The sequence below is a fragment of the Amycolatopsis sp. FU40 genome (assembly GCF_021903635.1).
GTDB classification, from domain to species: Bacteria; Actinomycetota; Actinomycetes; order Mycobacteriales; family Pseudonocardiaceae; genus Amycolatopsis; species Amycolatopsis dendrobii.
In genome coordinates, this window is sequence record NZ_CP091381.1 from 5389148 (window position 1) to 5402154 (window position 13007).

At 69.7% G+C, this 13007-nt stretch carries 13 protein-coding genes and 1 pseudogene; 8 read left to right on the plus strand and 6 right to left on the minus strand.

All coding sequences use genetic code 11. The features are described 5' to 3' along the window. Positions 1–23 precede the first annotated feature (23 nt). The 5 genes and pseudogenes from L3Q65_RS25625 (at position 24) to L3Q65_RS47665 (ending at position 3558) form a co-directional block, all read left to right on the plus strand. A complete protein-coding gene (locus tag L3Q65_RS25625; RefSeq protein ID WP_237596863.1) occupies positions 24–1052 on the plus strand; it encodes a MerR family transcriptional regulator in 1029 nt (342 codons plus the stop codon). Next, entirely contained in the window at positions 1049–1534 is a 486-nt protein-coding gene (locus L3Q65_RS25630; protein ID WP_182891361.1) for a hypothetical protein, read from the plus strand. Before L3Q65_RS25625 ends, L3Q65_RS25630 begins: the two co-directional genes overlap by 4 nt. Continuing rightward, positions 1535–2440, plus strand: coding sequence for a phosphotransferase (locus tag L3Q65_RS25635; protein ID WP_237596864.1), 906 nt, complete (start codon positions 1535–1537; stop codon positions 2438–2440). Between the two features lie 171 nt (positions 2441–2611). Further along, positions 2612–3139, plus strand: a pseudogene (locus L3Q65_RS47660) (AraC family transcriptional regulator ligand-binding domain-containing protein); the annotation flags it as partial. Further along, a complete protein-coding gene (locus L3Q65_RS47665; protein ID WP_370648224.1) occupies positions 3088–3558 on the plus strand; it encodes a helix-turn-helix transcriptional regulator in 471 nt (156 codons plus the stop codon). The pseudogene L3Q65_RS47660 and the gene L3Q65_RS47665, both read left to right, overlap by 52 nt. Here the strand turns inward: L3Q65_RS47665 and L3Q65_RS25645 are convergent, their stop codons facing one another. Next, on the minus strand, positions 3559–5178 hold the full coding sequence (locus tag L3Q65_RS25645) for a sigma-54-dependent Fis family transcriptional regulator (protein ID WP_237600939.1): 1620 nt from the start codon (positions 5176–5178) through the stop codon (positions 3559–3561). A 183-nt stretch (positions 5179–5361) separates the two neighbouring features. Between L3Q65_RS25645 and L3Q65_RS25650 the strand changes: the two genes are divergently transcribed. Both L3Q65_RS25650 and L3Q65_RS25655 read left to right on the plus strand, forming a co-directional pair. After that, a complete protein-coding gene (locus L3Q65_RS25650; protein WP_182891357.1) occupies positions 5362–7698 on the plus strand; it encodes a molybdopterin cofactor-binding domain-containing protein in 2337 nt (778 codons plus the stop codon). An 8-nt stretch (positions 7699–7706) separates the two neighbouring features. Beyond that, on the plus strand, positions 7707–8183 hold the full coding sequence (locus tag L3Q65_RS25655) for a (2Fe-2S)-binding protein (protein ID WP_037817840.1): 477 nt from the start codon (positions 7707–7709) through the stop codon (positions 8181–8183). Here the strand turns inward: L3Q65_RS25655 and L3Q65_RS25660 are convergent. Continuing rightward, the gene (locus tag L3Q65_RS25660; RefSeq protein ID WP_182891356.1) at positions 8158–9126 is read right to left on the minus strand and encodes a DMT family transporter; all 969 of its coding nucleotides are present in this window, start codon (positions 9124–9126) and stop codon (positions 8158–8160) included. The genes L3Q65_RS25655 and L3Q65_RS25660 overlap by 26 nt on opposite strands. Before the next feature lie 187 nt (positions 9127–9313). Between L3Q65_RS25660 and L3Q65_RS25665 the strand changes: the two genes are divergently transcribed. Next, a complete protein-coding gene (locus tag L3Q65_RS25665; protein WP_182891355.1) occupies positions 9314–9793 on the plus strand; it encodes a carboxymuconolactone decarboxylase family protein in 480 nt (159 codons plus the stop codon). A 75-nt stretch (positions 9794–9868) separates the two neighbouring features. Here the strand turns inward: L3Q65_RS25665 and L3Q65_RS25670 are convergent, their stop codons facing one another. The 4 genes from L3Q65_RS25670 to L3Q65_RS25685 form a co-directional block, all read right to left on the minus strand. Then, entirely contained in the window at positions 9869–10102 is a 234-nt protein-coding gene (locus L3Q65_RS25670) for a biotin/lipoyl-containing protein (protein ID WP_182891354.1), read from the minus strand. After that, the gene (locus tag L3Q65_RS25675; RefSeq protein ID WP_182891353.1) at positions 10099–11133 is read right to left on the minus strand and encodes an alpha-ketoacid dehydrogenase subunit beta; all 1035 of its coding nucleotides are present in this window, start codon (positions 11131–11133) and stop codon (positions 10099–10101) included. Before L3Q65_RS25675 ends, L3Q65_RS25670 begins: the two co-directional genes overlap by 4 nt. A gap of 23 nt (positions 11134–11156) precedes the next feature. After that, positions 11157–12137: a thiamine pyrophosphate-dependent dehydrogenase E1 component subunit alpha gene (locus L3Q65_RS25680; RefSeq protein ID WP_182891352.1), complete on the minus strand. Its 981-nt coding sequence runs from the start codon at positions 12135–12137 to the stop codon at positions 11157–11159. Positions 12138–12226: 89 nt separating this feature from the next. Next, a complete protein-coding gene (locus L3Q65_RS25685) occupies positions 12227–12964 on the minus strand; it encodes an IclR family transcriptional regulator (protein ID WP_182891351.1) in 738 nt (245 codons plus the stop codon). Between the last annotated feature and the right edge of the window lie 43 nt (positions 12965–13007).

The window sequence follows — 13007 nt, forward strand, 5'->3', positions numbered from 1 at the left end:
GCTTGAAGCCTGATGATGGGCGGGTGCCCGACCTGCTGACCATCGGAGCGTTCGCCCGCCGCTGCGGCCTCACCGCCAGCGCGCTGCGCTTCTACGCCGATTCCGGCCTCGTACGACCGATCCGGGTCGACGAGGAATCCGGCTACCGCTACTACTCCCCCGGCCAGGTCTCGGCCGCACTGCTCGTCCGGCGGTTGCGGGAGATCGGCCTGCCGCTGGAACGGGTCGGCGCGGTCCTCGCCGCCGACCCCGCCGAAGCTTCGCGGATCATCGACGACCACGTCGCCGGGCTGGCATCTCAGGTGCAGCAAGCCCGGGAAACCGCCGCGGCGGTCAAGGCCACGCTGGGCTCCCCACCGCCGGCACCGCCGGTCCGGCTCACCGGCCCGGTCTTCACCGCCGCCATCGAGCAGGTGCTGACCGCGACAACGCAAGACCTCCCCGTGCTGAACGGCGTGCACCTGGAAGTCTCCCCCGAGGCGATCGTGCTCACCGCCACCGACCGGTACCGCCTCTCGACCCGCACGCTGGTCCCAGCCGAGCCGAGCGCGTCCACCTGGACCGCGACCGCCGACGCCGACGACCTGCGGCTCGCAATGCCGTGGACCCGCCGTCAACACGAACTGCACCTGAGCCTCCGCGCCGACGAGATCTCCTTCCAGGGCGACGGGGTACGAACCTGCCGCACGCTGGCCGACGACTTCCCCGACTACCGCCTGATGCTCGCGTCCCTGCCAGAAGTCCTTACGCGGGCCGTGATATCTCGCAACGCGCTCGTGGCATGCCTGGAGCGCCAATACACCCCGCAGATCCGACTGGACCTCTCCGCCGCCGCAGTCACAGTCGGCACCGAAGCAATCCCCGCCGACGTCACCGGCCCGCCGATCTCGCTCTCCTTCGCCGTAAGCACGCTGCACCCGGCGATCAGCACCGCCGTCGGCCCGGACGTGATGCTGGACGTCGCGGGCCCGCACCTGCCAGTCGTCGTGCGCTCCGCCGACGACGGCGATCTGACCACCCTTGCCATGCCAGTGAAAGGAGCTGCCATATGACGGACACGATGGCCGAGATCACCGCCGCGGTTACGCAAGGCCGATCAGGCGCGACGGACGCCGCGCGGGCGCGGCTGCAGGAACTGTGGGACGAACTCGGCCCGGGCGGCGATCCGTTCTATCGCTGCGTTCTTGCGCACTACCAAGCAGATCTGTTCGCTGACCCGGCAGAGGCACTGGTCTGGGATATCAGAGCGCTGGACGCCGCCGCGACGGTCACCGACGAGGACGTCCAAGCCCACTCCGCCGGGCTCGGGATCGCGGGCTTCTACCCGTCACTGCACCTGAACCTGGCCGACAACTTCCGCCGCCTCGGCTCGTTCTCCGCCGCAGCGGAACAGATCGCGGCCGCGCGAGAACGCCAGGACGCGCTGGCCGATGACGGATACGGTGCGATGATCCGACAGGCGATCGACGGGGTCGCGGAAGCCATCGAACGCCGGTCCACTGAACGACGCACTACCGCACCGGGGGTCGGATAGTTGGAGCAATGGCTGTCTGATTGGTGCCTGACTCACCTCGGCACCGCACCAGTCGGCGTGCTGTTCGAGGCACGGCAAGTCTCGACAGTGCACGGTCTCCGACTCGCCGACGGCCGGAAGATCGTGCTCAAAGCCCGCCCGGACGACGGTCGCGCCGACTCGTGCGTCGCGGCGCAAGCTCAGCTGTCTGCGCTGGACTTCCCTTGCGCACGCCCGCTGACGCCGGTCATCTCCGTAGGGTCCCTGGCCGTGCATGCCGAGGAATACCGCCCCGGCGGCGAAGTAATCCAGGGCGGCTCGCCGGAGGCAGCTACCCGTTATGCCGAGGTCTTCGCCCTGCTGCTGACCGCACTCGGCGGGATCTCCGTCACTCCGCCGCTGCCGAACCCCCGCTGGCTGCGTTGGGATCACCGTGACCCCGGGCTATGGCCGGCAATCGACTTCCTGGACGAACGAGACCAGCGTCTTGTCCCCGAGGAGGTAACCGAAACCGCCGACCGCGCCCGACGCCGTCTGCTCGCCGCCGAGCTCCCGAACGTCCTCGGCCACGGAGATTTCGAAGCACAGAACCTCCGCTGGGATGTCAACGACGGCTGGACCGTACACGACTGGGACAGCCTGGCATGGCAACCGGAAGCAGCCCTGGCGGGCGCAGCGAGCGGAATGTTCGCGAGCACGAACCCGCCGACGCTGGCACCCGTCGAGAGTTCCGCGATGTTCCTGGAGTCCTATCAGGACTTCCGCGGCCGCCGGTTCTCGCCGGCCGAACAGGAAGTCGCGTGGGCGGCGAGCTTGTGGCCAGCCGCGCACAACGCTCGATGGGAGGCGCTGCACGACGACCCGCCGATCTGCGGTGCCGCGCTTCGGGAGCAGGCACCGGAACGTCTGCGCCTGGCGAACGCCTGAAACACCGGGCGGTTGCCGCGCTCGGGGACGCCGCAAGGAGCCGGTGCCGACCAGCCGGGATCCGGAGCTGGGCGCGTGGCTCTGGGCGGAGACCGAGCGGCTGCTCGGCGCGCGGATCCCGTCACCCGATCGGGTGGAAACCGCCGGTTAACCGCCAGCTAGCCTTGAACCGTGGACGACCCGGCGGTTCTGGACGCCTTGGCCCAGCGGCTGGCGCGGATCGGCGAACGCCGGAACCTCGACGTCCCCGCGCTGTTGCACCGCCTCGGGATCCGGCCCGACCGGACCGGCGTCACCCGCCGGCAGGTCTCGGAACTGACCCGCGAACTGTGGCTGCGGACCGACGACGGACTCTTCGCCCTCGGCCCGCGAGCCCCGCGCGGACTGTTCCGGGTGGTAGTCCGGTCGGTCGCCCCCTCGCCCGACCTGCGGACCGCGCTGCATCGCTTGGAAGAAGCCGCCGAGGTCTTGCCCGGGATGCCCGCCGTGGCCGTTCGCACGACAGATCCGCTGGTCGAGGTGGAGATCGACGTCCGTCAGCTCGACGACCCGGACCACGTCGCGGCGGAGCTGGTCGCCATCGTCGTCCACCGGTTGCTGAGCTGGCTCGCCGGACAACGCATCGCCCTGCGCGAACTGCTGCTGCCGTGGCCGAAACCAGACCACGCGCCGCACTACGAGGCGATCTTCGGCCGCCACCCGCAATTCGACGCGGACTCGCTGATCCTCGCCTTCGACCGCGGACTCCTGCCCGCCCCGGTGATCCGCAGCGAAGCCGAACTGGCCGAATTCCTGGACGACCAGCCGGACGCCTGGCTCGCCACCCGCGACTACGGCTCCACCCACGCGGACCAGGTCCGCGCCATCGTCGAACAAGGCACCACCGCGCCGGACGGCTCGGGATCAGCGCCCAGCACCTGCGCCGGTTGTTGCGCGCGGAGAAGACGCCGATCGGCGAAATCCGAGACGCAGTCCGCCGCGGCGCCGCGATCGCGAGCCTCCGCCGCGGCGACGAATCCATCGAAGAGCTGGCCCGCCGCCTAGGTTTCTCCGAAGCCAGCGCATTCCGACGAGCATTCCGCCGGTGGACCGGGCAATCACCCGGCCATTACCGCTGATTAACCCAGCACCTTCAACGCCCGCATCCGCGCGTACAACGTCGTCCGCGAAATGCCCAGCGTGCTAGCCGCCCGGACCTTGTTCCCGCCGGCCGACCGCAAGGCCGCGACGATCGCGTTTCGTTCCGCCCGTTCGATCGGTGCCAGCTCGTGTCCCGAAGCGTCAGCCACCAGCGCGGGCGGCAGATCTCCCGGGCCGATCGCGCCCGCCGAGCGTTTGCGGATCGCCTGGCTCAGCACGCCGCGCAGTTCGGGCAGGTTTCCCGGCCAGTCGTACGAGCCGAGGATCCGCAGCGCGCCGGGCGTGATGTTGTGCGTCCGCGCGGCACCGAGTTCGGCCAGCATCCGGGCCGCGACCTCGGGAAAGTCCGGTCGGTGCGCCAACGGCAGCAGTTCGGCGTTCTCCCCGCACGACGCGATCAGCGCCCGCTCCGGTCCGGTCAGTCCCTCGCGCGGGCCGGTGGTCAGCACGAGGTGCGGGCGGACGCCGCGGGCGGCGTGGGTGGCGACCAGGTCGACCAGTTCGGCGGGCAGCAGGTCCGCGCCGTCGACGCAAATGCTGCCGGACGCGGTCTCGACGGCGGCGGTGAACCTCGCGGCCCAGGCCGCCGACCCGCCGAGCACGGCTTCCGAGCCGGTCAACGTGGTGCACGGTTCCTCGGGCACCCGCAGCCGGGCCTCGGTGGTGCGGCCGGTCCCGGGCGGGCCGGAGATGTGCACGTGCCCGGCCACCGGACCGGGCGCGGCAGGAACGAGCCGCCGCGTCCGCCGGACCTCGGTCGCGGCCAGCGGGCGGATTTCGACCAGCACCCCGCCCCTGGCGCCGGGCACTGGTTCGGCCCGGACCCGGGCGCGCTGGCCGGAGCGCAGTTCGGTCTCCATTTCGGACGGTCCGACGGCCTCGCCCGCCAGGTTCCACAGCAGCGCGACATCCGCTCCTTCCAGCAGGTCCGCGGCGGCTTGGTTGCACAGCAACAGATCCGGGCCGATCGCGACCACCGGCCGGGTCGGGCGGGACGTCGACTGGAACGCGGCGAGCAGCGACCGTTCGGACACCCGGCTGCCTTCCAGCAACTGCCGTTCGATCTCCTCGACAGCCTTCGCGACCAGCGGCGCGAGCAGCGGATTCGCCTCGGCGGCCAGGAGCGTGATGTCGAGCGCGCCTTCCAGCCTGCGGGTGACCGGATGGAAAATCGGATGCCCGTAACAGCTGAACCCGCGCAGCGCCTCGGCGTAGTGCTCTTCCCCGTGCACCACGATGCTCGACCGGGTTTCCAGCGCGGTGCCCGGTCCGGTGGTCCCGACCTCGTCCTCCAGCAGGCAGGCGCCGACCCCGATGCCCAGCTGCTCGAAGCAGTTCTCGGCGGCGCGGTCCGCGCTCCACCGGTGGACGAGCTTGCCGTCGTGGTCGACGAGCACAGTGGACATCGCGGTTCCGGCGAGCCGCTCGTCGAGGTCCGCCAGCACCGGCGCGGCCGCCGCGAGCAGCTTGCTGGCCGGGTCGACCTCCTCGAACCGCATGCCGAGCAGCGCGGTTTCGGGACGAACCCCGGCGAGCGAGGCACGCCGCCAGGACTGGGCGATCGGTTCCCGCAGCACCACGCTGCGCGAGGACGTCATCGAGCTCACGCGATCTCCACCTTCGTTGGTGACGCGCAGCAGGATAACCATCGCTCTCCGCTGCCGCTGTACAGAACTTGAACACTCAAGCCCGGATTCACCCGGCAAGGTGGTCCATCACCACCACCCGCGTGCACGTGTTGCCATCCGGCACGCGGTCCTTACCTCGAAAGGGGAATCAGCGTGACTCTCAGTCACTCCGAGCCGGACACCGGGAAGGAGCGCGCCGGCGTTTCCCGGCGCGGGTTCCTCGGGTACGTCGTCGCGGCCGGGACCCTCGTCGTGGCCGCGGACGTCGGGCTCGCGAGCTCCGCGTCCGCCGCCGTGCCGTCGGCTCCGCAGCCGCCCGAGCTGTACGACCTCAACGACGCGCTCACCGACGCCGGCCTTCCGACGTCGCAGCTCATCACCGTCACCATCAACAAGGACGGCAGCGCCTCGTTCGAGATCCCGCGCGCCGAGGTCGGCCAGGGCATCACCACCTCGACCGCGATGATCATCGCCGAGGAACTGGACCTTCCGGTCGAGAAGGTGCACGTCACGCTCGCCCCGGCGCGTCCGGAACTGCTGTTCAACCAGCTCACCGGCGGATCGAACACCACGGTCTCGACCTACACGCCGATCCGCGTGGCCGCCGCGATCGCCAAGCAGCAACTGCTCGAAGCGGCGGCCATCCTGCTCGGCGGGACCGCGGAGCGGTTCATCGTCAAGGGCGGCGTCGTCACCGCGCCGAACGGCAAGACCGCGACGTACGGCGAACTGGCGACGAAGGCCGCGTCCAGCACCACCAAGCAGGTGCAGCTGGACCCGAGCAAGCTCAAGGGCTCCAACGAGTTCAAGGTGCTCGGCAAGCCGCAGACCCGGCTCGACGCGCTCGACATCGTGACCGGCAAGAAGCAGTTCGCGATGGACCTGGACGTCCCCGGCGCGCTGCCGACGATGATCTGCCGTCCGCCGACGCTCAACGGCACGCCGAAGGCCGTCCGCAACAAGGCCGACGTGCTGAAGCTGCCCGGTGTCACCGACGTCGCGATCATCCCGACCGGGGTCGCGGTCCGCGCGGAGACGTTCGGTCAGTGCATTGACGGCGTGCGCGCGCTGCAGGTCGACTGGGGCCCCGGCAGCGTCGAGGGCGAAAACGACGAATCCGTGCTCGCCAATCTGCGCCGCGCCGAGCTCCCGCTCGCCGTGCCGAAGGTTCCGGTGCTGGCGAAGACAGTCGAGGCGGACTTCGAGTTCATGTTCCGCTCGAGCGCTGCGCTGGAGCCGTACTGCGCGGTCGCCGACGTCCGCGACGGCAGCGCCGAGATCTGGGCCGGGCTGAAGTCGCCGATCGTCACCCAGGGCGAGGTCGCGCAGGCGGTCGGACTGCCGCAGGGCAAGGTGAAATGCCACGTCGTCACCGGCGGCGGTTCCTTCGGGCACAAGCTGTTCGGCAACCACGCAATCGAAGCGGCGCAGGCGTCGAAGGCGTTCGGCAAGCCGGTGCGGCTGATGTGGCACCGCGCTGACGAGCCGCGCCAGGGCCGGCTGCACCCGATGGCGACGTCGCGGATCCGGGCCACCGTGCTCGCCGGGAACGTGCTCACCTTCGAGCAGCGGCACACCTCGGTCGAGACGTCGTTCCGGCACGGGCTCGGCGAAATGCTCACCTCGGTCGCCACGAAACTGCCGACCGGACTGGGCAACCTCGGCGTCGCCGAGGCGGTTTTCGTGCTGAGCCAGGAAATGCCGTACAACTTCGGCGTCGTCGACCAGACGCTCACCGAAACCGACCAGCGGTTCAACACCGGGTCGATGCGCAACGTCTACTCGCCCGACGTCGGCTGCGCCAACGAACTGGTCGTCGACATGCTCGCGAAGGCGATGGGCAAGGACCCGTACGACTTCCGGATGGAATTCCTCAAGAACGACAAGGTGAAGGGCGTCCTGCGCAAGGTCGCCGAGGTCGGCGGCTGGGGCAAGAAAATGGCCCCGGGCACCGCGCAGGGCATCGCGATCCACAAGGAATACAAGGGCGCCAGCGCCTGCCTCGTGGAAATCGACTGCCGCCCGGAGACGGTGAACCGCAAGGTGCGCGACGGCGTCACCGGGCCGCGCGTGACGAAGGCGGTCATCGCGCTCGACGCCGGACTCGTGATCAACCCGCGCGGCCTCGAGGCGCAGATCATGGGCGGTTTCGCCGACGGCTTGGCGCTCGCGCTGACCAGCAGTGTCCACCTGAAGGACGGACATTTCCTGGAAGCCAGCTGGGACAACTACTTCTACACCCGGCAGTGGAACATCCCGCAGGACTTCACCGCGATCGCGATGCCGTCCAACGGGGAGCAGCCGGGCGGCGCGGGCGAAGCGGGCGTGGCCTGTTCCGTCGCCGCAGTCGCGTGCGCGTACGCCCGGGCGACCGGGAAGGTGCCGAAGCGGTTCCCGATCAACCACGACGACCCGATCGGTTTCGAGGTCAAGTCGTTCGTCCCGCCCGTTCCCGAATCGCCGACCGACGGCCTGAGCCACACCTACTGAGGAGCACGATGAGCAAGCACACCTTCATCCTCAACGGGAAGCCGGTGTCCGTCGACGTCGACGACAATGTGCGGCTGCTGTGGGTCCTGCGCGACGTGCTCGGCGTCCGCGGCCCGAAGTACGGCTGCGGCATCAACGTGTGCAAGGCCTGCACGTCGCACTTCAACGGCAAGGCGTTCAACCCGTGTTCGGTGCGGGTGGCCGACATCAAGGCCACCGACGAGATCACCACGATCGAGGGCCTGCCGGACACCGTGAAGGCCGACCTGCACCCGATGCAGGAAGCCTGGCTGGAGAACGACGTCGCGCAATGCGGCTACTGCCAGCCCGGCCAGATCATGGCGGCGGTCGCGAAGGTCAAGGAGGCCAAGGCGAAGGGCCGCGAGATCAACGACGCCGACCTGGACGAGATCCGCAACGTCTGCCGCTGCGGGACGTACTCCCGGATCCGCGAGGCGATTAAGGCGGGGGCGGCGAAGATGTAAGGGGTTGTGAGTGTTTATGCCGGTTAGAACCGGCATAAACACTCACAACGCCCCGCGCCGTGCCCGCCCCGCCGGCGAGCAGCAGCACCGCCCCCAGCAATTGCGCCAGCCCCAGCTCCTGCCCCAGCAGCGCCCACGCGAGCACGGCCGCGACCAACGGCTCCGCCAGCGCCAGCAATCCAGCCAGCGTCACCGGCAACCCGCCGAGCGCGTGCAGCCCCGCCAGGTACGGCAGCACGGTGCCGAAGACGGCCAGAATCGGCAGGGCGAGCCATACCGGGATCGTCGCGTGGCCCAGCGACACCGGGCTCGACGCGATTCTCATAGTCCACAATAGACTAATCGCGATGGTCGCCGCCGCCCCGATCGCCAGGCCCGCAGCAGTCATCCCGAGCGGATCGTGCCGCCTCGCACCGCGTTCGCCGAGCAGGAAGTACCCGGCGGAACAGACCGCCGACGCCAATCCGGCCGCGACGCCGAGGAAATCCAGCTTCGCCCCAGGCCCGAGACCGGCGATCAGCACCAGCCCGGCGATCGCCAGCGCGATTCCCAGCCATACCGCCATCGGCAGCCGCGTCCGACGGACCACGCGCACCCACAGCGCGACCAGCACCGGCGACAGGTTCACCAGCACCATCGCCACCGCGACCGGAATCCGGGACACCGCAACGAAAAAGAACAGTTGCACGCCCGCGACGCCGAGCAGTCCGTAGCCGAGCGGCAGCCACAGTTCAGCGCGCCGGAACCGCAACGCCCGCGGCCGCAGCAGTGCGACGCCGGGCGTCAGCAGAACCGCGGCGAGGCCGATCCGCACTGCGGTGACCGCGGCCGGGCTCCAGCCCGCGTCCAGCACCGCCTTGGCGAGCGGACCGGAGCTCGCGAACAGCGTCCAGGAGACCAGGCTCAGCCCGGTCGCCCGCGCGGTACCGCCCCGGTCGGCCATATCCGCATTCTGCGTCCCGGCCTCATGCGCGAGCGACCCGTTTTCGGCAGCCGCCGCGTACTGGTGCGCGGAAAGTCCGTGAGATCGCGTAGCGGGCCGGGTGCGACGCGGGTCACATCCGGGGTTGTCACATCCTGCGGGCGGCCGGCATCTCATGGGCATCCGCTTCACCACACTGGAGGATCTGATGAACGCACGCTTCGACATGATGAACAACGACCTCGGCAAGTCGCTCGGCAAGCGGTTCGCCGGGCTGAGCATGCTGCTGCGCAACTCGTCGCTGCCGACATCCACGCAGGAGCTGGTTTCGCTGCGGGCCAGCCAGATCAACGGCTGCGGCTTCTGCACCGACATGCACACCAAGGACGCCACCGCGGCGGGCGAGACCGCGGAACGGCTCCACCTGGTGGCCGTCTGGCGCGAGGCGACCGTCTTCACCCCCGCCGAGCGGGCCGCGCTCGCGCTGACCGAGGAGGGCACCCGGATCGCGGACGCCGGCGACGTTTCCGACGCGACGTGGGCGCAGGCGCGCGAGCACTACGACGACGACCAGCTCGCCGCGCTGGTCATGCTGATCGGCCTGATCAACGCGGCCAACCGGATGAACGTCATCGTGCGCACGCCCGCCGGGATGTACCAGCCGGGCCAGTTCGCGAACGTCAGCTGAGGCGAACACGGGCCGCCGCCGGGCAACGGTGGGACCCGGCGGCGACCCGTTGCCAGCACGGGGCGACCCGTGCGCTTACTCGATGCGGGCGATCGGCGCGCCCTGTTTCACCACGTCGCCCTCCCCCGCCAGAAACCGCACCACGCCGGAAGCCGGAGCCGGTACTTCCGCGTCGACCTTGTCCACCGCGACCTCCGCGATCAGCTCGCCCTCGCGGACGGTCGCGCCGTCCGTCGCGAACCAGGTGGCCAGGACCCCCTCGCCGTCCGGGTCGTTCTCGGACAGGACGGGGAACAAGACGTCGGTCATGCGCCCACCAGATCGAGGACGGCCTGCCGGATCCGCGCCGGCGTCGGCAGCACCGCGTACTCCAGCGGGCGCGCGTACGGAATCGGCACGTCCGGCACCGCTACGCGCGCGGCTGGGGCACGCAGCAGGCTCGGGTCCCGTTCCGCTATGCGCGCGATCACCTCGCCGGACAGGCCGAACGACAGGTAGTCCTCGTCGACCACGAGTATCCGGCCGGTCTTGCCGACTGAGTCGAGGATCGTGTCAGTGTCCAGCGGCACGAGGCTGCGCAGGTCCACGACCTCGCAGTCGATGCCCTGCCCGGCGAGCTCGTCGGCGACATCGAGGGCGTGGTGCACTGAAAGCGACAGCGTCACGATGGTGACGTCGCTGCCCGGGCGCACGACGTTCGCCTTGCCGATCGGGACCTCGTGGTCGCCTTCCGGCACCGGGCCGATCGACCGGCGGTTCTTCGCCATCCACGGCAAACCCATGACTCCCTTGTGGAACAGGTACACCACCGGGTTGTCGTCGCGGATCGCGGAGGTCATCAATCCTTTGGCGTCGGCGGGATTGCTCGGCACGACGACCTTCATCCCGGGCAGATGCGCGAACGTTCCCCACAGGCACTGGGAATGCTGCGCGCCGTCCGAATATCCGCCGCCGACCGCGGCGGTCAGCACCATCGGCACGGACACATTGCCGCCGGATTCGTAGTGGATTTTCGCCATGTGGTTGTAGATCTGGTCCATGCAGACGCCGAAGAAGTCGACGAACATCAGCTCGACCACCGGCCGCAGCCCCTCGACCGCCGCGCCGATCGCGGTGCCGATGAAGGCGGTCTCGGAGATCGGCGTGTCCAGCACCCGGCGCGGGCCGAAGCGGTCGAGCAAACCCGTGGTGGAGCTGAAGATCCCGCCGTAGGACCCGACGTCCTCGCCGAGCACGAACACCCGTTCGTCGCGGTCCATTTCCTGGGCGATGGCCTCGACCATGGCCTTCGCGGTGCTGAGTTTCCGCCCGGCGGGCGCGGAGGGTTCGGTGAGCGTCATTGCTGCTTCTCCTCGCTGTGTCGTCAGGCTCGCGCGAACACGAAATCCAGCGCTGTGTCGGGATCCGGCTCGGGGCTTTCTTTGGCGAACGCGATCGCCGCTTCGACTCGTTCGCTGGCCGCTGTTTTGTATTCCGCGACTTTCGCGTCGTCGAGATCGCCATCAGCGCGCAGCTGGGTCTCATAGGCAGGCAACGGATCCCGGCCCGGCACACCGTCCAAATCGGACCGGTAACCTTGTGCGTCGCCCTCGAAATGCCCCCACAGCCGCAACGTGTGCACCTCGATCAGGCTCGGTCCTTCCCCGGCACGAGCCCGCGCGACCGCCTGGCCCGCCGCTTCGTGGACCGCCTCGACCGAGTTGTCCTCGACGCGCACGCCGGGAATCCCGTATCCGGCGGCGCGGTCCGCGTTCGACGTGACGCACGTGGACGCGCTGCGCGGCACCGAGATGCCCCAGTCGTTGTCCTCCACCAGGAAGATCACCGGCAACTGCCACAACGCCGCGAGGTTGAGCGATTCGTGGAACGCCCCCTGGTTCGCCGCGCCCTCGCCGGTGACCGCGACAGCGACCCGGTCCGTCCCGCGGCGCTGGAACGCGAGCGCCTGCCCGAGCGCGGGAGGGTAGCCCTCGGCGATGATGCCGGAGCAGGAGAAGTGCACGGCGGGGTCGAACAGATGCATATGCCCGCCGCGCCCTCTGCCCAGTCCAGTCGTCCGGCCAAAGATCTCAGCGGTCATCCGGTTCAGGTCGACGCCGTGCGCGATGGCGAAGTGGTGCGGCCGGTGCGTCGCGGTGACCGCGTCGTCGCCGGTGAGATGCGCGCAGACGCCCGCCGCCACCGGTTCCTGCCCCGCGGACAGGTGCATCTCGCCGGGGACGAGCCCGGCGCCGATGTCGAAGACGGGTTTCTTGTCGGCGTGGTACTCGCGGAGGATGGCCTCCTCGTAGGTGCGGATCAGGACCATCGTGCGGTACAGGTCCAGCCTGTCCTGCGCTTCCATGGGACCTCCCGTTCGCTCTGGAGGCCACTTTCGCCGGGCGCGGTCCGCCGGACAACGGGCTGGATTTCAGATGGTGATAACGGGCCGGTTCAGCGCGTGACGGCCAGGGCGCGGGACACCCGTTGGGCTGCTCGGCGCAAGGACTGCAGGGGTGCGGAACCCAGGCGGCGCGCGGGCAGGGAGATCGCTACCGCACCCAACGCACCCGGCGTACGGACCGTCGTCGCCAGGCACGCGGTACCGAGCAGATACTCCTCGCGATCGTTGAACACATCCCCGCTCTGCGACAGCCGCTGCTCCAGCACCCGGCTGTCCGTGATGGTGTGCGGCGTGAGATCGGCCAGCTGGTGCCGCGACAGGTAGTCCCGGCGTCCCTCGCTGTCGAGGCCGGACAGGATGCACTTGCCGAATGCCGTCGCGTGCGCGGATTCGTGGACGCCGACCCACAGATCGACCGAGGGGGCGGTCGGCCCGTCGGCGATGTCGATGAGCTTGATGTCTCCATCGGAGTAGAGCGAGAGGTAGGCCGCGCCGTGGACCTCGTCGCGCAGGGCTCGCAGCACCGGGCGGGTCTTCGGCAGCAACGCGTGCAGCGACGTGTGCTGGCGCAGTTCGCTGACCTGGCTGCCGAGCGCGTAGCCGTCGTCGAGCTTGCAGAGGTATCCCTCGTGGACGAGGGTGCGCAGCAGGTGATACGTCGTGGGCAGCGGCAGCCCGACCGTGCGGGCGAGCACCTTGGCCGGCACCGGCCGTTCGCTCGCGCCGACCGCGTCGAGCAGATGCAGCGCGCGCCGCACGGACCCGATCAAGGTCGGCTCAGCCGCCATTCCCCTCACCTCCGCGTCGCTGCGGACTCCAGCATGCGCTACC